Annotated in this window: 21 protein-coding genes; 9 read left to right on the top strand and 12 right to left on the bottom strand. The window is 63.6% G+C overall.

Annotated features, from left to right (window positions below):
* Positions 1-3 precede the first annotated feature (3 nt).
* A complete protein-coding gene (locus tag AC1DEK_RS09860; protein WP_478125042.1) occupies positions 4-738 on the bottom strand; it encodes a fimbrial biogenesis chaperone in 735 nt (244 codons plus the stop codon).
* Between the two features lie 17 nt (positions 739-755).
* The gene (locus AC1DEK_RS09855) at positions 756-1295 is read right to left on the bottom strand and encodes a Csu type fimbrial protein (RefSeq protein WP_478125041.1); all 540 of its coding nucleotides are present in this window, start codon (positions 1293-1295) and stop codon (positions 756-758) included.
* A gap of 274 nt (positions 1296-1569) precedes the next feature.
* Here AC1DEK_RS09855 and htpG point away from each other — a divergent pair, with 274 nt between their 5' ends.
* Positions 1570-3603: a molecular chaperone HtpG gene (gene htpG / locus AC1DEK_RS09850; RefSeq protein ID WP_478125040.1), complete on the top strand. Its 2034-nt coding sequence runs from the start codon at positions 1570-1572 to the stop codon at positions 3601-3603.
* Positions 3604-3652: 49 nt separating this feature from the next.
* Here the strand turns inward: htpG and AC1DEK_RS09845 are convergent, their stop codons facing one another.
* Positions 3653-3817, bottom strand: a complete 165-nt coding sequence (locus tag AC1DEK_RS09845) for a hypothetical protein (RefSeq protein WP_478125039.1) — start codon at positions 3815-3817, stop codon at positions 3653-3655.
* Between the two features lie 589 nt (positions 3818-4406).
* On the opposite strand from AC1DEK_RS09845, the gene AC1DEK_RS09840 reads away from it, so the two are divergent.
* Both AC1DEK_RS09840 and AC1DEK_RS09835 read left to right on the top strand, forming a co-directional pair.
* Positions 4407-5138: a hypothetical protein gene (locus AC1DEK_RS09840; RefSeq protein WP_478125038.1), complete on the top strand. Its 732-nt coding sequence runs from the start codon at positions 4407-4409 to the stop codon at positions 5136-5138.
* On the top strand, positions 5138-6562 hold the full coding sequence (locus AC1DEK_RS09835) for an XVIPCD domain-containing protein (RefSeq protein ID WP_478125037.1): 1425 nt from the start codon (positions 5138-5140) through the stop codon (positions 6560-6562). The genes AC1DEK_RS09840 and AC1DEK_RS09835 overlap by 1 nt, the downstream gene beginning before the upstream one ends.
* Here the strand turns inward: AC1DEK_RS09835 and AC1DEK_RS09830 are convergent.
* The 3 genes from AC1DEK_RS09830 to AC1DEK_RS09820 are packed head-to-tail and all read right to left on the bottom strand — an operon-like array spanning position 6559 to position 10459.
* A complete protein-coding gene (locus AC1DEK_RS09830; RefSeq protein ID WP_478125036.1) occupies positions 6559-7689 on the bottom strand; it encodes a CaiB/BaiF CoA transferase family protein in 1131 nt (376 codons plus the stop codon). The two genes, AC1DEK_RS09835 and AC1DEK_RS09830, sit on opposite strands and share 4 nt — an antisense overlap.
* A gap of 7 nt (positions 7690-7696) precedes the next feature.
* The gene (locus AC1DEK_RS09825) at positions 7697-8671 is read right to left on the bottom strand and encodes a Bug family tripartite tricarboxylate transporter substrate binding protein (protein WP_478125035.1); all 975 of its coding nucleotides are present in this window, start codon (positions 8669-8671) and stop codon (positions 7697-7699) included.
* 57 nt (positions 8672-8728) lie between these two features.
* Positions 8729-10459 (bottom strand): acyl-CoA dehydrogenase family protein, encoded by a 1731-nt coding sequence (locus AC1DEK_RS09820; protein WP_478125034.1) that lies wholly within the window; start codon positions 10457-10459, stop codon positions 8729-8731.
* Positions 10460-10561: 102 nt separating this feature from the next.
* On the opposite strand from AC1DEK_RS09820, the gene AC1DEK_RS09815 reads away from it, so the two are divergent.
* Positions 10562-11452, top strand: coding sequence for a LysR family transcriptional regulator (locus AC1DEK_RS09815; RefSeq protein ID WP_478125033.1), 891 nt, complete (start codon positions 10562-10564; stop codon positions 11450-11452).
* A gap of 4 nt (positions 11453-11456) precedes the next feature.
* On the opposite strand, the gene AC1DEK_RS09810 is transcribed toward AC1DEK_RS09815, so the two are convergent.
* The 6 genes from AC1DEK_RS09810 to AC1DEK_RS09785 form a co-directional block, all read right to left on the bottom strand.
* Positions 11457-12503, bottom strand: a complete 1047-nt coding sequence (locus AC1DEK_RS09810; protein WP_478125032.1) for a serine/threonine protein kinase — start codon at positions 12501-12503, stop codon at positions 11457-11459.
* Positions 12504-12516: 13 nt separating this feature from the next.
* Complete coding sequence (locus AC1DEK_RS09805) at positions 12517-13638, bottom strand: DUF2855 family protein (protein ID WP_478125031.1); 1122 nt, start codon at positions 13636-13638, stop codon at positions 12517-12519.
* Positions 13639-13763: 125 nt separating this feature from the next.
* Positions 13764-14189: an organic hydroperoxide resistance protein gene (locus tag AC1DEK_RS09800; protein WP_478125030.1), complete on the bottom strand. Its 426-nt coding sequence runs from the start codon at positions 14187-14189 to the stop codon at positions 13764-13766.
* Between the two features lie 42 nt (positions 14190-14231).
* On the bottom strand, positions 14232-14693 hold the full coding sequence (locus AC1DEK_RS09795) for a MarR family winged helix-turn-helix transcriptional regulator (RefSeq protein ID WP_478125029.1): 462 nt from the start codon (positions 14691-14693) through the stop codon (positions 14232-14234).
* Between the two features lie 78 nt (positions 14694-14771).
* Positions 14772-15587, bottom strand: a complete 816-nt coding sequence (locus tag AC1DEK_RS09790) for a crotonase/enoyl-CoA hydratase family protein (RefSeq protein WP_478125028.1) — start codon at positions 15585-15587, stop codon at positions 14772-14774.
* A 136-nt stretch (positions 15588-15723) separates the two neighbouring features.
* Positions 15724-16572, bottom strand: a complete 849-nt coding sequence (locus tag AC1DEK_RS09785) for a 3-hydroxybutyryl-CoA dehydrogenase (protein ID WP_478125285.1) — start codon at positions 16570-16572, stop codon at positions 15724-15726.
* A 187-nt stretch (positions 16573-16759) separates the two neighbouring features.
* Here AC1DEK_RS09785 and purT point away from each other — a divergent pair, with 187 nt between their 5' ends.
* The 5 genes from purT (at position 16760) to AC1DEK_RS09760 (ending at position 21262) form a co-directional block, all read left to right on the top strand.
* A complete protein-coding gene (gene purT, locus AC1DEK_RS09780) occupies positions 16760-17962 on the top strand; it encodes a formate-dependent phosphoribosylglycinamide formyltransferase (RefSeq protein ID WP_478125027.1) in 1203 nt (400 codons plus the stop codon).
* A 26-nt stretch (positions 17963-17988) separates the two neighbouring features.
* Complete coding sequence (locus AC1DEK_RS09775; protein WP_478125026.1) at positions 17989-18930, top strand: alpha/beta hydrolase; 942 nt, start codon at positions 17989-17991, stop codon at positions 18928-18930.
* A 141-nt stretch (positions 18931-19071) separates the two neighbouring features.
* Positions 19072-19815, top strand: coding sequence for a helix-turn-helix domain-containing protein (locus AC1DEK_RS09770; RefSeq protein WP_478125284.1), 744 nt, complete (start codon positions 19072-19074; stop codon positions 19813-19815).
* Positions 19816-19857: 42 nt separating this feature from the next.
* The gene (locus tag AC1DEK_RS09765; protein ID WP_478125025.1) at positions 19858-20670 is read left to right on the top strand and encodes a class I SAM-dependent methyltransferase; all 813 of its coding nucleotides are present in this window, start codon (positions 19858-19860) and stop codon (positions 20668-20670) included.
* A 91-nt stretch (positions 20671-20761) separates the two neighbouring features.
* On the top strand, positions 20762-21262 hold the full coding sequence (locus tag AC1DEK_RS09760) for a hypothetical protein (protein WP_478125024.1): 501 nt from the start codon (positions 20762-20764) through the stop codon (positions 21260-21262).
* Positions 21263-21286: the final 24 nt, after the last annotated feature.

Raw genomic sequence — 21286 nt, 5'->3', positions numbered from 1 at the left:
CTTTCAGCGCGCGCGTTCGATGGCCGGGAGACTTTGCTGCGCCGTGTTGCCATTGACCATCGTTTCCATGGAGCCACCGGCAGCAAAGGTGGCGACCGGCGGCGTCAACGGCCAGCGCATTTTTGCGCCAGGCAATACGTAACCGAGCAGACCTCCATGGACGGCTGTTCGGCGTCCGGACGCATCGACGAAATTGAGTTCAGCCAGTTGCGCGTGTGTGCCCCCGGCATTGGCCACTTCGAGGACCGCCTGATCGCCCTGGCGGCTCAGTGACCACGTCAATTGCGGCGGGCTGGGTGCGGGACCAGCCGGTTCGATGAAGATCGGCAGCGAGTAGCGCAGCACGAACTGCAGGCCCTTCCTGGCCTCCTGGTTCTCGACCGGCAACTCGTCGATGACCACGCGGTATGCGTCCTCGACGGCACCGGCTCCGCTGGGCGGTGCGCCTGTCCGGATAACGCGAATCAGTTGCCGGTCTGTCGCCGCCAGTTGCAATATCGGGGGGCTCACCAGAAGGTTGCGCGACGGCGTGAGTTTGTCCTCGCCGTTTTCCTGGGTCCAGTGATAGACGCGTACCTGCGCATGCACCACGTTGTCGCCCGTGTTGCTGAGCCAGAGGCCATCCGCGTTCTGGGAGGCGCGGAGGGTCAACGTGACAGGCGAGACCTGCAGGCCGCTTGCCGCGGCAATTCCGCAGGCAAGGCCGAGCAGGACGGGGACAACGTGTCGCAAGCGCATGGTGTCGCAGTTCAGTCTCAGTAGTTGACTTGGACGGTGACGGTGTCGGCGTAGCTGTCCGGTGTCACGTTGGTAGCCGCGCCTGCAATCGTTGCATAAACCGTATGCGATACCGCCGCGCCGGTGCCGGTCGCGCCCACGCCGTTTCCTTTCGCGGCACTGGTAGCGGTATTGCCCCAGATGGTTCCGGTCGCACCCGCGGTGGAACGCAGCTGATAGGGAACGGTATCCGTATTGCCGGTCACCGGTGCGACGTTCTGGGCTTTCATGACGCCTGCGCCCGAGGTGTTGGTGTTCGAGGGAAGCAATCCGACGGTGTAGGGCGTGCTCTTCGAGCAGGTCACGCTGAAGGTGTTGGTGGCGGCCAAGCCTGCCGTTGTCGGGTCCTGGGAGCCGAAATTGAGATTGGACGCTGCGCCCGCTGTGACCGAGCAGGCCTTGGTGACCGTGAGCAGGACCTGGAACGTGGCCGTCGCCGGACCTGTTGCCGCAAGGGCGGCGCTCGTGAAGGCGGCCGCGACGAGAGTCAGGGCGGCAAAGGGAAGCAGCTTTTTCATCGTTAGTTCCAAGAAGTTTGAATTTGGTTTTTGCGAAGGGGACGGAAGAAATGTAGGTGCACTCCTACGGAGACTGTTGGACATATTCCTCAGAAAAGTCTCATTGAGTACTTTTTGGGGCCTTAGCGTGTTGTAAGTCTTTGCAACTACTGGGTCGATCTTTTCCCGGGCGCTTCCGTCCGTGAATTTCTCCACGTTGGCCGCTCACTTGCAGCTCTTGTAAAGTTCCCTGTTCGCCGAAAGGCGTCTTCTTCTCTTTGATAGTTACCGCGTCATGACCATCTCCAAGACCAAACTTCCATTCCAGGCCGAAGTCGCCCAGCTGCTTTACCTCGTCACCCATTCGCTTTACTCCAACAAGGAAATCTTCCTACGGGAGCTGATTTCGAATGCGTCCGATGCCTGCGACAAGCTGCGCTTCGAGGCCATCGACCAACCCGCGCTGTATGAAGATCAGCCCAATCTGGACGTGCGCGTTTCCTTCGACAAGGACGCCAAGACGCTCACCATCGCCGACAACGGGATTGGCCTGAGCCAGCAGGAAGCGATCGACAACCTCGGCACCATCGCGAAGAGCGGGACCAAGGAGTTCATGAGCAAGCTCTCCGGCGACCAGAAGGCCGATGCACAGCTCATTGGGCAATTCGGCGTGGGCTTCTATTCGGGCTTCATCGTGGCCGACAAGATCACCGTCGAATCGCGCCGCGCCGGCCTGCCGGCCGAAGAGGGCGTGCGCTGGGTCAGCGGCGGCGCCGGCGATTTCGAGGTCGACACGATCACCCGGCCCCAACGCGGCACCAGCGTCACGCTGCATCTGCGCGATGACGCCGACGAGTACCTCAATGCGTGGAAGCTCAAGTCGATCATTGGGAAATATTCCGACCACATCTCCTTGCCGATCCTCATGGAAAAAGAGGAGTGGAAAGAGGGCGAGGAGAACAAGGGCGGCCAGATGGTCAAGACCGGCGAATGGGAGACGGTCAACCAGGCGAACGCACTCTGGAGCCGCCCCAAGAAGGACATCACCGAAGAACAGTACGTGGAGTTCTACAAGAACATCAGCCACGACTTCGAGGCGCCTTTGGCCTGGAGCCACAACCGCGTCGAAGGCAACACCGAGTACACGCAACTCCTGTACATCCCCGCCAAGGCGCCGATGGATCTCTGGAATCGCGACAAGGGCGCCGGCGTCAAGCTCTATGTGAAGCGCGTCTTCATCATGGACGACGCCGAGGCCTTGCTGCCGAGCTACCTGCGCTTCGTGAAGGGCGTGATCGACTCCGCCGACCTGCCGCTCAACGTGAGCCGTGAGCTGCTGCAAGAAAGCCGTGACGTGAAGGCGATCCGCGAAGGCAGCACCAAGCGCGTGCTGGGCATGCTGGAAGACCTTGCCAAGAAGCAGAAGACCGCCGGTGACAGCAACGAGGGCAAGATCGACGTGGGCTCGGGCGAATCAGTACCTTCGCCCGAGCCGACCGAAGGTGTGACGGACGCCGTCGACAAGAACGCCACGCCCGCCGCCGAGGCCGCTGCGAACTACGCGGACGATTCGGGCAAGTACGCCAAGTTCTATGCGGAATTCGGCGCGGTGCTCAAGGAAGGCTTGGGCGAAGATTTTGCCAACCGCGAGCGCATTGCCAAGCTGCTGCGCTTCGCTTCGAGCACGAGCGACACCGTCAGCGTGAGCTTTGCCGACTACAAGTCGCGCATGAAGGAAGGCCAGGACGCGATCTACTACATCACCGCCGATACGCTGGCCGCCGCCAAGAACAGTCCACAGCTGGAAATCTTCAAGAAGAAGGGCATCGAGGTTCTGCTGATGACCGATCGCGTGGACGAATGGGCGCTCAACTACCTCACCGAGTTCGACGGCACGCCGCTGCAAAGCGTGGCGAAGGGCGCGGTCGACCTGGGCAAGCTCCAGGACGAGGCGGAGAAGAAAGCCGCCGAGGAAGCCGCCGAGTCGTTCAAGCCCATGCTCGAGCGTCTGAAGGAGGCGCTGAAGGACAAGGCCGAGGATGTCCGCGTGACGACGCGTCTGGTCGATTCGCCGGCTTGCCTGGTAGTGCAGGACGGCGGCATGAGCACCCAGCTCGCGCGCATGCTCAAGCAGGCGGGCCAGCCTGCGCCCGAAGTGAAGCCGGTGCTGGAAGTGAACGCCGAGCATCCGCTGGTCAAGAAGCTGGAAGGCTCCGATCACTTCGATGATCTGGCGAACATCCTGTTCGACCAGGCGCTGTTGGCTGAGGGCGGTCTGCCTGCAGATCCGGCGGCCTACGTGCGGCGCGTGAACGCCTTGCTCGCGTAGGCGGATGCGCTGAGCGCTTTGCGCGCGAGCGACGCGCGCGGCGCTCAAGTCAGTTGGGCTTGACTTGGAAGCCCTCGGGCACTTCGTTGGGCGGCGCTTGGTGGCAGTGGTACATGTCCATGTACACCATGCGCTTTGCCGGGCCGCATGAAAGCTCGTATCCGTCGATGACGTGATAGTCCGACTCGCCGGACTTGAGGGGCGCGCCACTCATGTTGCGCTCCAGCAATCCCGACGCCTCTTCGCGGGTGAAATCGCTCGGAAGGTCGCTTCTCGTGCCGAAGTTGCCGACTCGCCGGTAGGCGAGCGCGGAACCATCAGGACATTGAAGGCGCTCCAGGTATGCGCGCTCGCCGAATGGTCCGCAGACTTCTATCGCAGTTGCCTTGCTTTCGCCCGGGCCCGGAGAGCGCGATGTCGGAGCGCCAATTGGCGAAGAAGACGGCGGAGAAGGCGCCGAAGAAGGCGCCGAAGAAGGCGCGGCGCAGCCCAGCAACGCAGTGGCCGTTGCGGCGGCAACGATTGAATTTCGAATGCTCATATTCTCCCTGAGACGCCAATTGAGTTGTATGCGGCGTAGTGATGCAGTTTATCGACGTGGTGAGTAAGGCATGCGCAATTGCGTCGCAACCAGAATCCTCGTTACTTCTTTCTTCTAAAGAAAAGTGCATGTTCTTGAAAGGCACGGAAAGAGCTGTGCCTAGAATTCAAGAATTCGAGCGCACAGGGAGAAGAAAATAACTCGTCGTATTGCGATTGGCCGCCGCATGGCTGGCGGGAAGCTTTCTTCGAAGCTTCAATCAATGATCGGACACGGTCCGCGAACTGCACACTTTGCGGCTCCTGCCGGATTCATCAATTCTGACAATTCAAAAAAATCAATAAAGAGATTGGCCGCGCATGGGCTTCTTTGCCTGTTCAGCCTGACGCTCGGCGCCTGCGCATCGCCGACCAACACATCCCCAATGAAGCCAGAGGAAACCAACATGCCGAGTCGAGCTACTACAGAGACAGCGCCCCCCGATGCGCCTGAAGTGCTGCGCCGGCTGTTGGCGTTGATCGACACCTTGCATCAGCCGCAGGATTTGACTGTCGAGCGGGTGGAGCAATTTAGCGGAGTTGCCATGACGCCGTTTTCTGACAAACCCAGCGATGATGCGTACCAGATATTCCAGCGGGTGACCGAGATGTGGTTCTATCTCTACATTTGGGACTTGGAAAGGGCCACTCACTCTCCGGATCTCGGCTTGCTCTTCGTAGAGGCCGAAAAATATAGCGGCAAAAATCCACCGATGACGGGTATTTGCCAACTCGATCTCGCACAGTTTCACGACGCATTGCTCAAGATGGACTACCGGCATGTCGGCAACACCCGCCAACGAAGTGCCGGCAAGCAATACCAACGGGGATTGGTCAAAATAGACGTCGGCATCGTGGGCGAGAGCGGCGAAAGTATCGAGAAGATTTCGCACCGATGCGTCAATAGAGTCTTCATCAACTTTCTTGGGGAATACATGGACTTGGGGGCCATGTAGTGAGTTCCATCAGTCCCGAGCTTGAGCGGGTGATCCGCGAGGTTGGCGACCCAACATCAGCCGCTTATCTGAACCTGCGCGCTGTCATCGAGGAATCGCCTGTATTGATGCGGCAGATGAACGATGCAGTCGCAGGAGGCCATCTGAAGCATTTGGCGACGATGCTCGCGAGTGAGAACGCTGGGGCCAACTACAGCCCTCATTCACAGACGATCAATCTCAAGCAGAGCAACGTCCTGGATCCCAAGGGAGGCAATGTGCTCACCTTCATTTTGGGGCATGAGATCCGTCATGGCATCAATCGTGAGCACACCAGGAAAGGACTTGAGGGATTCGACGAGAACGTTCGGCGCGTGTTGGAGAGCGGGAAGGCGGTCCACGACTACAGCCCGGCGTTGGACCAGATGCTGGCGATCAACCGCAGCGACGAAGCCAGCGCACATATTGCTGGTTGGAATGCCTTGGTCAGCCGGATGAAGCACGGCAATCCAGAAGCCCAGCTGTCCGACCTTGGAAAACTGGCGAGGGAAGTCGGCTACGTCAACGACTTCATCGAAACCAAGGAAATCGCCGGACGCGTGCAATTCGTAGCGAAAGACGGCTTCACCCTCAACGCCGATCTTTCCATCACGCCGGATTCTCGCAACGTCGAAGCCGCCGGAAAGCACTACTTCGACAAAGCGCCGCAGAGCACACAGCTGGGCCACCATGGCAACTCCGACTACGCCAACTACTACGGCGCTTCTTTGGTGAGTTCCGTTTGCCAATATGAAATGCTCAATCCAACGCTGGCCGGCAAGCTGCAGTTGGACATGCGCGGACTCGGGCTGCAAGAGTTGTTGCTTGAGCAAAACGGCATTTCCCTGCCCAGGCCGGCTGCACGCTGCCCTTATCACGACGTGCATGCTCCAGGGACCGTCGCGCATTTCGACCATACCGCCGACAGCCACAGCCATGTGCCGATCAATGGCCTACCGACGCCGAGCAAACTGTCGACCGTGCCGGATCGAGACACTCCGGTCGTGCAACTCGACCATCCCGGGCACCCCGACCACACGATGTTCGAGCAGGCGCGAGCCGGTGTGCATCGACTCGATGCGGAGGTAGGCCGCACGCCCGATCAGCGCAGCGATCAACTCGCTGCGGCGCTCGTGGTTGCGGCCAAGGCGAATGGAATGAGCCACATCGACCACGCGGTGTTGAGCACCGATGCATCAAAGGTTTTCGCGGTCGAAGGCGCGCTGGATTCGGCGCTCAAGCGCATCGCCGCGGTGCCGACAGTAGAAGCGCTCAATACGTCCGTCGCGCAAAGCACACAAAGCTGGGAGCAGGCGATCGAACGCGTGCAGCAACAGGCCCAGGAGCGCGTACTTGAACGGCAGCACACCGCCGTCCAGCGCCACGGCCCGGTGATGAGCCTCTAGACGAACTCGCTGCCGGGCGTCAGCGGCTCATGCCGATACGTCGCCGGGGTGCGGCTGAGCTTGACGGGAGATGCGATGCCGCGATAGCCGCCTTCGAGTTCGACCACCATGCCGCGATGCTTCGTATGCGGATGCGTGAGCGCTGCATCCACGGGAAGTACCGGGGCGGCGGGCACCCCTGCGGCCATCAGCGTGTCCACCAACGTGCGACCGTCGAATTCCGCCAGCGCCGCTTCGAGCTGCTGCTTGAGCCCTTCGCGATGCACCGAGCGCTGTCCAGCGGTTTTGTACAACGGGTCTTCGGCAAGCCCAGGCTGTCCGATGCACGCGCAGAAGCTTGCGAACTGCCGGTCGTTGCCGACCGCCACGAAGATCGGGTCGGTCTTGGTCGCCAATGCGTCGTAGGGGTAGATGTTCGGATGCGCGTTGCCGGTGCGTCGTGGTGCCGTGCCATCCATGAACCAGTTGGCCGCATGCGGATGCAGCAGCGACAACCCGCTGTCATAGAGCGCCGCTTCGACGAACTGTCCACGTCCACTGCGTTGGCGTTCATTCAGCGCTAGCAGTACGCCGATGACAGCATTGAGCCCGGTCACCATGTCGACGACCGGCAAGCCGACGCGCAGCGGACCGCCACCTGCTTCCCCGTTGACGCTCATGATGCCGGTCATCGCTTGCACGGCCGCGTCATAGCCGGGCAGGGCGCCCAGCGGCCCGTCCGAGCCGAAGCCCGAGACGCGGCACCACACGAGACGCGGAAAGCGCTGCGACAGGGTGTCATAGCCGATCCCCCAGCGCTCCATCGTGCCGGTCTTGAAGTTCTCGATCAGCACGTCGGCTTCGGCAACCAGCGCGAGCAGCGCCTCGCGTCCCTCGGGCGTACCCAAGTCGAGATGCTGGATGCGCTTGTTGCGATTGAGCCCGTGATAGTACGAAGCCACGCCGTCCTTGAAGGGCGGGCCCCAGGTGCGCGTGTCATCGCCTTGGGGCGGTTCGACCTTGAGCACGTCGGCGCCATGGTCGCCCAGGATTTGGCCGCAGTAAGGACCGCCGAGGATGCGCGAGATGTCGAGCACGCGGATGCCCGCAAGGGCGCCCGTTGTGCCGGTAGTGCCGGTAGTGGTCATGGCGTCTTCAATCCAGTTGCGCGCCGGATTGCTTGACGACGCCGGACCACTTGGCCATCTGCGCGCCGATGAACTTGCCCAGTTGCTCTGGCGTGTTCGAGGGTGCCGGTTCCAGCCCTTGCGAAGCGAACAACTGCTTGACCTTGGGGGTGGCCAGCACTTCGACGAACGCCTTGTTGAGCTTGGCGATGCGATCGGGCGGCGTTCCGGCTGGTGCGACGATGCCGAAGAACACACTCACGTCGAAGCCCGGCACGCCTTGCTCGGCCACCGTCGGAACATTGGGGAGCGCCTGCGAACGGGCGGCCGTGGTGACGCCGAGCGCGCGCAGCTTGCCGGCCTTGACGTACGGCAGCGCGGTGAGCACGTCGGTGAAGCTCATGCTCACCTGACCGCCGAGCAGATCGTTCAGCGCCGGGCCGGTGCCTTTGTACGGGATGTGCTGCAGATCGACGCCGGCCATCGCGTTGAACATCACGCCCGCCAGGTGCGACGAAGCGCCATTGCCGGAGGACGCATAGCTCAACTTGCCCGGATTGGTCTTGGCGTAGGCCACGAGCTCCTTCACGTTCTTCGCCGGCACGGACGGGTTCACGACCAGGATGTTCGGCAGGTCGCCGACCTGGATCACTGGCGCGAAACTCTTCACCGGGTCGTAATTGATCTTGCGGTAGAGGCTCGAATTGATGGCGAGCGGCCCGGACGTCCCGAACAGCAGCGTCTGGCCATCGGGTGCGGCACGCGCCACGAACTCGGCGCCGATGTTGCCGCCCGCACCGGCGCGGTTCTCCACGATCATGGGCTGGCCCAGGCGGTCTTTCATTTCGGCGGCGAGGGTGCGCGCCATGGCATCCGTTGGTCCCCCGGGCGGGAACGGTATGACGAGCGTGATCGGCTTGTCGGGAAAGGTGTCGGCGTGAGCTGCGGGCAGCAGGGGCAATGCCGCCGCGGCGGCCATCAGGAAAGTCGCAAGAATTCGCATGTGTGTGTCTCCGGTTGGGTCGGTGTTGTCTGTTTGAAGTCGATCGAGTGCTGGCGCTCAGGCGGCCGCGAGTGCCGGCATTGCGCTGCTGCCCGCCCAATTGGCAGGGACAGCATCGGGTGTCAGCGGATCGCGCGGGAGCACGCGATGCAGCAGCACCAGTTGCGCCCATTGCACGCGCTGCGCCGAGCCCGTCCGGGCGCCTTCCCACGCCATCGCGATGGCGCTGCACGTGTGATAAAGCGCCGATGCGGCCTGGCGCGCGATCACGTCGCCGCCTTCCTGTGTTGCGGTGGTGGCGAGCGCGGCAGCGCGCGAGAGTGCATCCCGCAAGGCCGATGCGAAAGCAGGTGAGAAAGCAGTTGAAGCAGAAGCCGAAGAAGCCGGCGTCGCTGCTTCGTCCAGCAGTGCCGAGAAGTGCTTGTGCAGCGCGCTCAGCGAATCTTCCCGCTTGATCGCGCGAAGCACGTCGAGCGCGACGATGTTGCTGGTGCCTTCCCAGATCGAACCCAGGTGTGCGTCGCGCACCAGGCGAGGGTCGGCCCATTCCTCGATGTAGCCGCAGCCGCCGCGCACTTCCATGGCGTCGCCCGTCACTTTGCGTGCGTCGCGGCAGGCGCGGAACTTGATGAGCGGCGTGAGGATGCGCAGCAGCGGATAGGCAGTCTGGTCGCCCTGGTCCGAACGGGCCAGCGCGAGCGCGGTCTGGAACACCATCGTGCGCGCCTGTTCGGCCGGCAGGCGCAGCTTCAGCAATTGGCGCTGCATCAGGGGCATGTCGGCGAGCCGCTTGCCGAAGGCGCGGCGTTCGCTCGCGATGTATTCGGCTTCCGCAACCGCGCGGCGCATCAGCCCGGCCGCGCGCACGCCGTTCGACAGGCGCGAGTTGTTGACCATGTCGGCCATCTGCACGAAGCCGCGCCCCTGTTCGCCGACGAGGTAAGCCACGGCGCCTTCGAGACGGATCTCTCCGCTCGCCATCGACCGCGTGCCCAATTTGTCCTTGAGCCGAATGATCCGGTAGTGGTTGGCGCTGCCGTCGTCGAGTTGGCGCGGCAGCAGGAACAGCGACACGCCCTTCATGCCGGCAAGTCCGCCGTCGACGCGCGCCAGCACCATCGCGAAATCAGCGTCGGGGTTGGAGCAGAACCACTTGTCACCGCTGAGGCGCCATTGACCGGCCTCGTCCTGCCACGCACGGGTGACGGTGGCGGCAATGTCGGAGCCGGCCGCCTGCTCGGTCATGAACATGGCGCCCTGCGCCAGCATGTCGAAATCCAGCGAAGTGAGGCGGCCGATGAAGCGCTCGACCAGTTCGGGGCTGCCGAACTTCTTCAGTGTTCGCGTCAGCGAATCGGTCATCGAAACCGGGCAGCACAGGCCGAACTCGGCCTGCACGAAGAGGTAGGTCAGCACGTACTTGACCAGCGGCGGCATCTTGCCCTTCCAGCCCAGCGTTTCTTCGCGGTGAGACATCGCAGCCAGACCGAATTCGCTGAGCGCAAGGCGCTCCATCTCGACGTAGGCCGGATGCTTGATCACCTTCTGGTCGTCGATTCCGGTGCGGGTGCGCAGCTTGAGCGTCGGCGGATTGCGGTCCGCGGTCTGCGCCAGCTCGTCGAGCGGGCCACCGGCCAAGGCGCCGAGGCGCTCGAAATGCGGCTGCATGTGTTCCAGTAGATCCGGCGGCAGGTACAGCGCGAGTAGCTTGTGCAGCTCGGTATCGGTGGTGAAAAGGTTCTGCCCGTGGCGGTCAGGCACGGGGTGCGCGGCTTCTGTGCTGGACATGTCTTGTCTCCTTTGGGCCGCATTTTTTGAGCCTGCACGATTCTTGTCCAATATCAAATACCACTTGTTTGATCCGATTCACCTATCGTGCGAGACTGCCGCATGGAACTTCGACATCTGCGCTACTTCGTCGTGCTCGCCGAGGAACTGCATTTTGGGCGGGCTGCGCGGCGGCTCGCGATTTCGCAGCCGCCCCTGAGCGTTGCCATCCGGCAGCTGGAGGAATCCGTCGGCGCGCGCCTCTTCGAGCGCAACAGCAAGGAAGTGCACCTCACCCCCGCCGGCGAGGCGTTGCAGGCATCGGCGCGCGCATTGCTGCGCCAGGCCGAAGAGGCCGCGCTCGAAGCGCGCGACGTGTCGCAAGGCTCGGCCGGCCGGCTGCGCATCGGCTTCGTCGGCGCAATGCTCTATCGCGGGCTGCCGCAGGCCTTGCGCAAGTTCCAGGCAAAGCATCCCGCGGTCCGGGTGACATTGGCCGAACTCAACTCAGGCGAGCAGATCGCCGAACTGCTGCATGACAGGCTCGACTTCGGCTTCGTGCACACGAGCCGGATGCCGGCCGAACTGCGGCACGCGCTGCTGGTGTCCGAATCCTTCGTGGCGTGCGTGCCGGTCGGCCATAGGTTGGCGCGGCGGCGCACGGTCCCGATGGCGAGCCTGCGCGACGAACCCTTCGTGCTGTTTTCGCGCAGCGCGTCGCCTGACTATCACGAGCGCATCCTGGCGATTTGCGCCGATGCGGGATTCCGGCCCGAGGTAAGGCACGAGGTGCGTCACTGGCTTTCGGTGGTCTCGCTGGTTTCTCAGGGAATGGGTGTCGCGCTCGTGCCCAGTGCGCTGCATCACGCGGCGCTCCGAGGCGCGGCATTCCGGCCGCTAGACGAAGAGGTGGCGCGCTCGGAGGCCTTCTGCGTCTGGAGGGACGGACCTCCGAATGCGGTGGTGCAGGGCTTCCTGCGCGCCTTGCAGGCCGACCGGCCGGCCGCGGACTGAGCCTTCAGGCGTACAGCGGCTCTTCCGCCATCGCTTCGCACTGATCCTGCAGCATCTGGATCTGCCCCTTCCAGTAGTCGCTCGATCCGAACCACGGAAAGTTGATCGGAAAGATTGGATCTTCCCAGCGGCGCGCGAGCCATGCGCTGTAGTGAATGAGCCGCAGCGTGCGCAGCGGTTCGATGAGCGCGAGTTCGCGGCGATCGAAACTGCGGAACTGCTCGTAGCCGTCGAGCAGCCCACTCAACTGGCCGGTGCGCTGGGCACGATCACCGGAAAGCAGCATCCACAGGTCTTGCACCGCGAAGCCGGTGCGCGCGTCGTCGAGGTCGACGAAGTGCGGGCCGCCTTCGGGCCGATCGGTGGGCGTCCAAAGAATGTTGCCCGGGTGCACGTCCCCGTGCAGCCGCAGCTTCTTCAGCGCGGATTCGCCCGGTCCATCGGCGCCGCCTTGTCCGGCCGGGCGGAGCGCCGTGGCGGCGATCATTTCGAAAGCCTCGTTGCAGGCGGTTTCCCATTCGCGCTGCACATCGAGCGGCACCATGTGATTGCCGATCAGCCAGTCTCGCGATGCGATGCCGAAGGTTTGCAAGTCCAATGTGGGGCGCGATTCGAAGGGCTTCCGCGCGCCGACGGAATGAATGCGCGCGAGGAAGCGGCCCACCCATTCCAGCACTTCGAAATCGTCAAGCTCCGGCGACCGCCCGCCGCGGTAGGGGCTCACGCTGAAAGCGAAGCCGCCATGGCGGTGCAAGGTCTGCCCGTTGACCGCGATGGGGGGCACCGCGGGCACTTCGGCCGCCGCGAGTTCGAGCGAGAAGCCGTGCTCTTCAAGAATGTCGGCCTCGCTCCAGCGGCCCGGCCGGTAGAACTTGACCACCACGGCGCTGCGATCTTCCAGATACACCTGATAGACGCGGTTCTCGTAGGAGTTGAGCGCGGTGAGCCGGCCATCTCCGTGCAGGCCGAGCGTTGCCAGCGCGTCGAGCACCACATCGGGCGTGAGGTTCTCGTAAGGGTGGGCGGAGGCTTTCGCCGCAGACTGGGTCATGCGGCGATTGTCGCTATGTGGCGGCTTCGCTTCTCGCCAGCGAAAGAATGTGCCCGACGCGCGGATCGCTTTTGGCCGCGAGGACTTCCGCATAGGCGGCCTGCACTTCGGCGATGCCTGCATGGTGCTCGGTCCGCAGCCATGGCGCCTTTGGGTCGGTCACCCGTCCGATGAAGGCATGCCACGCTTGCTTCATCCGCTGGCCGAAGGCCTCTGCGCCCCATTCGGTGGTGCGCTTCTTGATCTGGGCCGGCGCAAAGAAGAAGGTGGCGCGCGGGCCCGGAAGGTCCTTTCCGCTGCCTGGCGTGGCCCGCTGGTCGAGGTGGGTACTGCCAATCGAGGCGCTGTGCTTGAGCTGGCCGAAGCGCGTGTGGATCGCTTGGCGCAGCGCGCCGTTGCCCGCGAAGTCGACGTAGACGCAGGGCTTGTCCGCGGCGATCTGGTCGAGTTCTTCATAGGCCAGCACGCGGTGATAGCAGCCGAGGCTTTCGCAAAAGGCCTTGTTGGCGGCGGACGTCAGCCCAATCACCTCGATGCCTTCGCGTTGCGCCAACTGGAAGGCGGTGCCGTAGGCTGTCTTGCTGGATGCGCTCGACAGCAGCACCGCGCCGGGCCGCGCGCCGAAGAAGTCGTTGTCGTCGAGAAAGTCGTCGATCAGCCAGGAGGTGATGAAGAGGGGCCGCAGCAGTGCCTGCACATCCTCGGTGTCCGCCGAATAGAGTGGATCGGACTTGCAGCGGAAGTACTGGTTGTAGACCGCCGGCAGCGCCGCGCGATGGGGTGCTCCGTCGGTGAAGCGCTCTGGCGAGAGACGCTCCGGCGTCAGCACGGCGGCGGAAGACATCGGAAAGTAGCCGTACAGCCGTTCACCCACGGCAACGCCCGGATGCAACGAATGGACGACCGACGCGAAACCCCACACCGGAATGCTGCCCCAGCCTTCCTCGCCCGTCGAATAGAACTGCCAATAGCTCATCGCGTCGCCGAAAGCGGCATAGGTGATGTTGTTGGACGTGAGGGCAAAGCTGTCGATGCGCACGCGAACCTGCCCGTTGGCAAGCCGGGTGTCTTCGGCGGCACGCACGCGTGTGGAAGCGAGATCGTCCTTTCGGACCAGGAATTTGGTCGTGCTCATGAGGCAGCCTCTCTTTGCCGTGTGCGGGCGCAGACCTTAGCGCAGACCTGCTTCAGTTGCATGAAAAAGGCCCGCCCTGTCGTCGCTTAGGCGACGCCCGGACGGGCCCTGAGGACTGACGTCGATCAGGCGATGGACAGCTCGACTTCGACGTTGCCGCGCGTGGCATTCGAATACGGGCAGACCTGGTGCGCGGTCTCGACCAGCAGCTTCTTCTGTGCGTCGTCGAGGCCAGGCAAGGTGATTGCCAGCTTGACCGCGATGCCGTAGGCCGCGCCGCCGTCGATCGGGCCCAGCGAAACGCTGGCGTCGATCGCCACGTCGTCCGGCACCTTGACGTTGATCTTCGGCGAGACGGCCTTCATTGCGCCGATGAAGCAGGCCGAATAACCGATGGCGAAGAGCTGCTCGGGATTGGTGCCGGGCTTGCCTGAACCGGGCGAGCTGAGCTTCACGTCCAGCGCGTCGTCGCTGGTCTTGCCGGAGCCGTCGCGGCCGCCGATGGTGTGCGCCTGAGCGGTGTAGAGGACCTTGTCGAGTTTCTTGACCATGGTGATTCCTTGGGTTGGGGGTTGAAAAAAATTCCGGGAAAGCTAGGCGACCTTGATGCGGTCACGCAATCGCTGCATTTGCTGCGTGAGCGAGACCAGTTCATCGATCGAGCAGCTCGAAGCGGCCAGAAGACAGGCCGGCACGCTGGCGGCGCGCGCCTTGAGCTTGCGCCCCGCGGCAGTGAGGCTGATGCGCACGCGGCGCTCGTCTTCGGCGTCGCGGATGCGCGCCACCAGACCGTTGGCCTCGAGCCGCTTCAGGAGGGGCGTCAGCGTGCCGGAGTCGAGCGAGAGCTTTTCGCCGAGTTCCGACACCATGAGCCGATCGCGCTCCCACAGTGCGAGCATGACGAGGTATTGAGGGTAGGTGAGCCCGAGCTTTTCAAGCAGCGGCTTGTACAGCTTGGTCATGGCCAGCGACGCGGAATACACCGCAAAGCAGAGCTGGTTGTCCAGGCGCAGCATCTCGTCGGCGGAGGGTGCGGAAGGTGCTGGAGTGCGCATGGCCTGAAGTATAGCCAGCAATTAAATTGCGTGCAATTTAATTTGTCGCCGGATGATCCGGCGTCATGAATCCTTGGGTCAGCGACCGGAGAAGCGCGCCGGCCGGCGTTCGATGAAGGAACGCACGCCTTCGGCCGCGTCCTCGCTGTTCGAGAGCGTCTTCTGCACCGGAATGAAATCTTCGACCGCGGCGAGGGGGCCTTGCTCGATGGCCTTGATGACATTGAGCCGCGTCGCGACCACGGCCAGTGGCGCCTGTGCCGCAATGTGCTGGGCGATGCGCAGAGCTTCTTCCAGCTCCTGTCCGGCAGGGACCACCCGCTGGACGAAATTGAGGCGAAGGGCCTCGGCGCTGTCGAACTCGTCGGCCGTCAGCAGATGCAGCATTGCATTGCCCACGCCTGCGCGCTCGGCCATCCGCAGCGTGGCGCCGCCCGTGGCCATGATGCCGCGCTGCACTTCCATCTGCGAGAAGCGGCAGTTGTCCGCCGCGACCACGATGTCAGCACCGAGCATCAGCTCGATGCCCACGGTGAAGCAGATGCCCTTGACTGCCACCACCATCGGCTTGGTGCGGCGACGGTAGCCCGGCAAGCCGAAGTCGTGGGGTTCGACAAGGCCGGCCGGCACGGCCTTCTCGCCGCGCTTCATGAATTCGGTCACCGCCGGAAGGTCGAGCCCTGCCGTGAAGTGATCGCCGAAGGCATGCAGCACACCGACCCGCAGCGAGGGATCGTCATCGAGCCGCGTGTAGGCCTCGGCAAGCTGCCGGAACATCGCGGGCGTCCATCCATTGCGCTTGGCCGGCCGGTTGATGCCGATCAGCAGCACATGGTCGAGCACCTGCGTGTCAATGCACCCTTCGGGCGGCGGCGTAGTGGGCGTGGCGGTCATTCAGCTTGTCTCCAGGTTGTTAAAAAGAAAAGGTGCAGCGCAATCCCAGAAATACCGCGGAACCGGCTCAGCCGGGCCGCTGGTATTGCCCCCTGAAAGGGGGTGCAGAGCCACACGAAGTGGGCGAGGCTGGGGGTCAGTACTTGTACACACCGCGGCCGGTCTTGCGACCGAGTTGGCCGGCCGCGACCATTTCCTTCAGCAGCGGGCAGGGGCGGTACTTGGAGTCGCCGAACTGTTCGAGGTACACCTCCATCACGGCCAGGCAGACGTCCAGTCCGATCATGTCCGCCAGCGCCAGGGGGCCGATCGGCTGGTTGCAGCCGAGCTTCATGCCTGCGTCGATGTCTTCCGCCGTCGCGAGACCTTCGGCTAGCACGAAGAATGCCTCATTGATCATCGGCACGAGAATGCGATTGACCACGAAGCCCGGCGCATTCTTGACGGTGATGGGCGACTTGCCCAGCCGCTCTGCCAGCGCCTTCACCGCGTCATGCGTTGCATCGCTGGTCAGATAGCCCCGGATGATTTCCACCAGCGCCATCATCGGAACCGGGTTGAAGAAGTGCATGCCGATGAAGCGGTCCGCGCGCGAGGTGGCTGCGGCCAGTTGCGTGATCGAGATCGACGACGTGTTCGACGCGATGATCACTTCGGGCGCCACCAGCGCATCGACCTGCTTGAGGATCTTCAGCTTGAGCGCGTGGTTCTCGGTGGCGGCCTCGATCACGAGCTGCGCGGCCTTGAGGTCTTCGTAGTCGGTCGATCCCTTGATCAGCGCGAGCGCCGCATCCTTCTGCGCGGCGCTGAGCTTGTCCTTCTTGATCAGGCGGTCGAGGCTGCCCGTCACAGTGGCAAGGCCCTTGTCCACTGCGGCCTGGGCGACGTCGATCATCACGACGTTGACGCCCGCGACCGCGCAAGCCTGCGCGATACCGTTGCCCATCGTGCCTGCACCGATGATGCCGACTGTCTGGATAGTCATGAGAGTCACGAGAAATGCTCCTTCAGGGATAAAAACAAAAACGAGGATGAAACCGAAAAAAACGGGGGGAATGAATTGAGGAACTGGCCGAGATTGTGAAACAGCCGCGCAGGCGGCACCGTTGCCGCGTGTGACAGCAGGGTGATTTAAAGTGCCGCGTTCAGTCCCACAGCCACGAATCCGCACCATGACCACCCTCGGCACACCTCTTTCTCCCACCGCCACCCGCGTGATGCTTCTCGGCTCCGGTGAGCTCGGCAAGGAGGTCCTGATCGCACTCCAGCGCCTGGGCGTCGAAACCATCGCCGTCGACCGCTATGAGAACGCGCCGGGCCAGCAGGTTGCGCACCACGCGCGCACCATCACCATGAGCGACCCGGCGCAACTCAAGGCGCTGATCGAGGCTGAGAAGCCGCAGCTCGTCGTGCCAGAAATCGAGGCCATTGCCACCCCGATGCTGCAGGAGCTGGAAGACGCAGGCGTGGTGCGCGTGATCCCCACCGCGCGCGCAGCACGCCTCACCATGGACCGCGAAGGCATCCGGCGCCTGGCCGCCGAGACGCTCGGCGTGCCGACCAGTCCCTACAAGTTCTGCGATTCGCTGGCCGAACTGCAGGCGGCCATCGATGAAGGCATCGGTTACCCCTGCATTGTCAAACCCGTGATGAGCAGCTCCGGCAAGGGCCAGAGCAAGATCGAGGGTCCCGCGGACGTGCAGAAAGCCTGGGACTACGCCATGGCCGGCGGTCGCGTGAGCCACGGCCGCGTGATCGTCGAGGGCTTCATCGACTTCGACTACGAGATCACGCTGCTCACCGTGCGGGCCATCGACGCCGCAGGCGCCGTGCAGACGCATTTCTGCGACGCGATCGGCCATGTGCAGGTGAGTGGTGACTACGTCGAGAGCTGGCAGCCGCATCCGATGGCTCCCGCAGCGCTGAAGAAGGCGCAGGACATCGCCCGGGCCGTCACGTCCGATCTCGGCGGACAGGGGCTCTTCGGTGTCGAGCTGTTCGTCAAGGGCGAGCAGGTCTGGTTCAGCGAAGTCAGCCCCCGCCCGCACGACACCGGCATGGTCACCATGGCGACCCAGTGGCAGAACGAGTTCGAACTGCACGCCCGTGCGATTCTCGGGCTGCCGGTCGACACCACGCTCAAGAGCCCGGGTGCCAGCGCGGTGATCTACGGCGGTGTCGATGCCACGGGAATCGCGTTCGACGGTGTCGCCCATGCGCTGGCGGTGCCGGGCGTCGACGTCCGCCTCTTCGGCAAGCCCGAGAGTTTCGTCAAGCGCCGCATGGGCGTTGCGCTCGCACATGCGGCAGACATCGACACGGCGCGCCGCAATGCCAAGGAAGCCGCCTCGCGCGTCAAGCCTCGCCAAGCCTGATTCACTTCACCTCATCGGAGACCGTCATGCTGCATCCTCAAGCCAAGGCTTTCATCGATCTGCTGGCGAGCAAGGGCGTGCCGCCGACGCACACGCTGACGGTCGCGGACGCGCGCAAGTTCTACCGTGAGCGCCGTGCCATCACACAGCCTGCGCCGCCCGAGCTTGCCGAAGTACGGGATTTCAGCGGTGAAGGCCCGGGCGGGCCGATTCCGATGCGCCTCTACAGGCCGCTGGGCTCAAAGGCCGACCGCATGTTGCCGGTGCTCGTCTACTACCATGGCGGTGGATGGACGATCGGTGACCTCGAAACGCACGACACGCTGTGCCGCGAGTTGGCCAATCAGTCGCACTGCGCAGTCGTCGCGGTGGATTACCGGATGGGGCCGGAGCATCGCTTTCCGGCCGCCGTGGACGACGTGCTCGCCGCCACGCGATGGGTGCGCAAGGAAGCGGCGGCACTCGGCGTGGACGCCAGCCGTCTTGCAGTCGGCGGCGACAGTGCCGGCGGCAACCTGGCAGCGGTGGTTGCCATCGCTGCACGCGACGCGGGCGACCTGCCCATCGCATTTCAGTTGCTGATCTACCCGGCCACCGACATGCGGTGCGTCCATCCCTCGCACACCACCAATGGCCAGGGGTACGTGCTGACCAGCGACACGATTGCGTACTTTCATGACCACTACATCACCGACGCGAAAGACGATGCCGATTGGCGTGCCTCTCCGCTGCTGCACAAGGATCTTCGAGGACTGCCGCCAGCGCTGGTGCTCACGGCGGGCTACGACCCGTTGCGCGACGAGGGCGCGGCGTATGCCGAAGCGTTGACTGAAGCAGGCAATTCCGCCGTCTACGTCTGCTTTGAGCGGCAGATCCACGGCTTTGTCCTCATGGGAAAGATCCTCGATGAAGCGAACACAGCGGTCGCGCTCTGTGCGGCCGAGTTGCGCCGAGTGCTCCGGCCGTAAGGGAAAGTCCCCGCGCCGGTGAGCGCGCCGGGATTCGTGCCGCCGCTACGATCCGTCTCGAAGGATCAAAGGAGATGCCATTTGACCAGCGGGCAATCGACACCGGGCGCACCCAACGGCCACAGCGGCGGCGAGCGTCTCATGTGGCTCACGACGCATCGCGTGTTCTATGCCGGCCTGCTGGGCGCGGCCGCTGAGCGAAGCCTCGGCGGTCACGGAATCTACGTCGCACCCGCCCATGCGCCACTGCGGATCCGCATTGGCGGCGGCGCCTGGCAGAGCGGTGAACTGCTCGTGGTCCCGCCCCAGGTGCCGCACCAGGTCACGACCGACCAACGCCTGGTCCTCAATCTGCTGATCGAAGCCGAATCCGTCGACCCTTCGCGCTTGCCTGCTTTTTTGCAGCATTGCGGCCCGGTCGATGCGCCGGCCTTCGTGCTGCGGGTGCGCGAAGCGCACGCCCGGTTGCTCGCCGCTTCGGGCAGCGGCTGCTTCGACGAATTCGAGTTCGACGAACTCTTCTTCGATCAGCTGCTGGTGCCGCGAACCATGGATGCGCGCATTCGCACCGTCATCGATCGCATCAACGCCGACCCTGCAGCGCAGACTTCGGCAGAGCAATGCGCGGCGGGCGTGAAGCTGTCGTTCTCGCGCTTCCTGCATCTGTTCAAGCAAGAAACCGGCGTGACCTTTCGCGCTTTCCGTGCCTGGAAGCGAGCGCGCAGCCTGCTTCGCCATGTGCGCCAGGAAGGCACGCTGACCGATATCGCCCTCGATACGGGCTATCCGGATTCGACCCACTTCAGCCATTCGATACGGCAGGTGTATGGTCTTCGACCGAGCGACATCCTCGCCGGGTCACGGCGGCTCGCGGTGTACCAGTGAGGGCTTGACTAACCACTACGCCCAAGGGCAAAAGGGGGTCTCATGGCTGACAGCGACAAGGTGTTCGCGGGTTCCATCCCGATGTTCTACGACACGCTGATGGTGCCGCTGATCTTCCAGGCTTACGCGTCGGACACGGCGGAGCTTGTCGCCGGCTTTTCGCCCGCGGCGGTGCTCGAGACCGCAGCCGGCAGTGGCGTGGTCACGCGGGCGCTTGCGCCGAGACTCGGCGCCGATGCACGTTACGTGGTGACCGACCTCAACCACCCGATGCTGGACTACGCCGCGACTCGGCAGGGGTCGGACGGCCGAATCGAATGGCGACAGGCCGATGCGCTCCACCTGCCTTTCGAGGATGCCGCGTTCGACGTCGTTTGCTGCCAGTTCGGTGCGATGTTCTTTCCCGACCGCGTGGCCGGCTATGCCGAGGCGCGTCGCGTACTGAAGTCCGGCGGGCGCTTCGTCTTCAGCGTCTGGGACCGCATCGAAGAGAACGCCTTTGCCGATGAGGTCACCCAGGCAGCCGCTGCGGTGTTCCCTCACGACCCTCCGCGTTTCCTCGCCCGCACGCCGCATGGCTACCACGACGTCGCACTCATCCGCGACGAACTGGCCCGCGCAGGGTTCGCGCACATCGATATCGAGACGCACGAGAAGGTGAGTCACGCGCCGTCGGCACGCGACGCCGCCTCCGCCTACTGCCAGGGAACGCCGTTGCGCAATGAGATCGAGGCGCGCGATGCCAGCCTGCTTCAGCTGGTGACAGATCGCGCGGCCGAGATGATCGCCAGCCGGCATGGAGAAGGGGAAGTGGTCGGCAAGATCCAGGCGCATGTGATCGTGGCGGCGCTGTAGCGAGGTCACGCATTTCGGTGCGCAGGCGGCGGCGGACTACAGATGGATGCGCAAAGGTGAACCATGCTCCTGCGCATCTTCATTGCCTCCCATGAAACTGCTCCTTCGCGTCTACTCGGCGATCCATGCATTCATGGCTGTCCTGTTTGCCACGACAGCCTTGATGCTGATCGCGATCGCCACGCGGGTGACCTGGACGGCGTTTGCCGAAGGACTGGATCCCTCGGCGGCCGAGACCATCATCGAGGCCATGGGCCTGCTGGCGGCGGCGGTGGTCGCGTTGCAGATCTCCCAGACCATCGCCGAGGAAGAGGTCGTCCGCGACGCCCACATCAGCGCCCCGACCCGCGTGCGAAGGTTCCTTTCGCGCTTCATGGTCGTGATCGTGGTCGCAGTGGCGGTTGAAGGGCTGGTGGGGACCTTCAAGGCTCGGGAGGCGCCGGAACTCCTTCTCTACGCGGCCGCGACACTGTGCTCGGTCGGGGTGATCCTGATCGGTTGGGGCGTTTTCATCCGGCTCAACCGCTCGGCGGAAGAGCTGGAGCCCGAGGCCATGGCCGAAGCGAAAAAGGAAGACGAGAAGCTGAAGTAGCGGCTTTTGCGCTTTGCACAATGC

This window comes from Variovorax sp. 10N420 (assembly GCF_056394705.1).
This window is presented reverse-complemented; position numbering and strand designations above follow the sequence as displayed.

What these genes read in the sequence shown, in the direction of transcription:
- AC1DEK_RS09860 (WP_478125042.1), bottom strand. Translation starts at nt 738, where the DNA reads ATGCGCTTGCGACACGTTGTCCCCGTCCTGCTCGGCCTTGCCTGCGGA.
- AC1DEK_RS09855 (WP_478125041.1), bottom strand. Translation starts at nt 1,295, where the DNA reads ATGAAAAAGCTGCTTCCCTTTGCCGCCCTGACTCTCGTCGCGGCCGCC.
- htpG (WP_478125040.1), top strand. Translation starts at nt 1,570, where the DNA reads ATGACCATCTCCAAGACCAAACTTCCATTCCAGGCCGAAGTCGCCCAG.
- AC1DEK_RS09845 (WP_478125039.1), bottom strand. Translation starts at nt 3,817, where the DNA reads ATGAGTGGCGCGCCCCTCAAGTCCGGCGAGTCGGACTATCACGTCATC.
- AC1DEK_RS09840 (WP_478125038.1), top strand. Translation starts at nt 4,407, where the DNA reads ATGATCGGACACGGTCCGCGAACTGCACACTTTGCGGCTCCTGCCGGA.
- AC1DEK_RS09830 (WP_478125036.1), bottom strand. Translation starts at nt 7,689, where the DNA reads ATGACCACTACCGGCACTACCGGCACAACGGGCGCCCTTGCGGGCATC.
- AC1DEK_RS09825 (WP_478125035.1), bottom strand. Translation starts at nt 8,671, where the DNA reads ATGCGAATTCTTGCGACTTTCCTGATGGCCGCCGCGGCGGCATTGCCC.
- AC1DEK_RS09820 (WP_478125034.1), bottom strand. Translation starts at nt 10,459, where the DNA reads ATGTCCAGCACAGAAGCCGCGCACCCCGTGCCTGACCGCCACGGGCAG.
- AC1DEK_RS09815 (WP_478125033.1), top strand. Translation starts at nt 10,562, where the DNA reads ATGGAACTTCGACATCTGCGCTACTTCGTCGTGCTCGCCGAGGAACTG.
- AC1DEK_RS09810 (WP_478125032.1), bottom strand. Translation starts at nt 12,503, where the DNA reads ATGACCCAGTCTGCGGCGAAAGCCTCCGCCCACCCTTACGAGAACCTC.
- AC1DEK_RS09805 (WP_478125031.1), bottom strand. Translation starts at nt 13,638, where the DNA reads ATGAGCACGACCAAATTCCTGGTCCGAAAGGACGATCTCGCTTCCACA.
- AC1DEK_RS09800 (WP_478125030.1), bottom strand. Translation starts at nt 14,189, where the DNA reads ATGGTCAAGAAACTCGACAAGGTCCTCTACACCGCTCAGGCGCACACC.
- AC1DEK_RS09795 (WP_478125029.1), bottom strand. Translation starts at nt 14,693, where the DNA reads ATGCGCACTCCAGCACCTTCCGCACCCTCCGCCGACGAGATGCTGCGC.
- AC1DEK_RS09790 (WP_478125028.1), bottom strand. Translation starts at nt 15,587, where the DNA reads ATGACCGCCACGCCCACTACGCCGCCGCCCGAAGGGTGCATTGACACG.
- AC1DEK_RS09785 (WP_478125285.1), bottom strand. Translation starts at nt 16,572, where the DNA reads ATGACTATCCAGACAGTCGGCATCATCGGTGCAGGCACGATGGGCAAC.
- purT (WP_478125027.1), top strand. Translation starts at nt 16,760, where the DNA reads ATGACCACCCTCGGCACACCTCTTTCTCCCACCGCCACCCGCGTGATG.
- AC1DEK_RS09775 (WP_478125026.1), top strand. Translation starts at nt 17,989, where the DNA reads ATGCTGCATCCTCAAGCCAAGGCTTTCATCGATCTGCTGGCGAGCAAG.
- AC1DEK_RS09770 (WP_478125284.1), top strand. Translation starts at nt 19,072, where the DNA reads ATGTGGCTCACGACGCATCGCGTGTTCTATGCCGGCCTGCTGGGCGCG.
- AC1DEK_RS09765 (WP_478125025.1), top strand. Translation starts at nt 19,858, where the DNA reads ATGGCTGACAGCGACAAGGTGTTCGCGGGTTCCATCCCGATGTTCTAC.
- AC1DEK_RS09760 (WP_478125024.1), top strand. Translation starts at nt 20,762, where the DNA reads ATGAAACTGCTCCTTCGCGTCTACTCGGCGATCCATGCATTCATGGCT.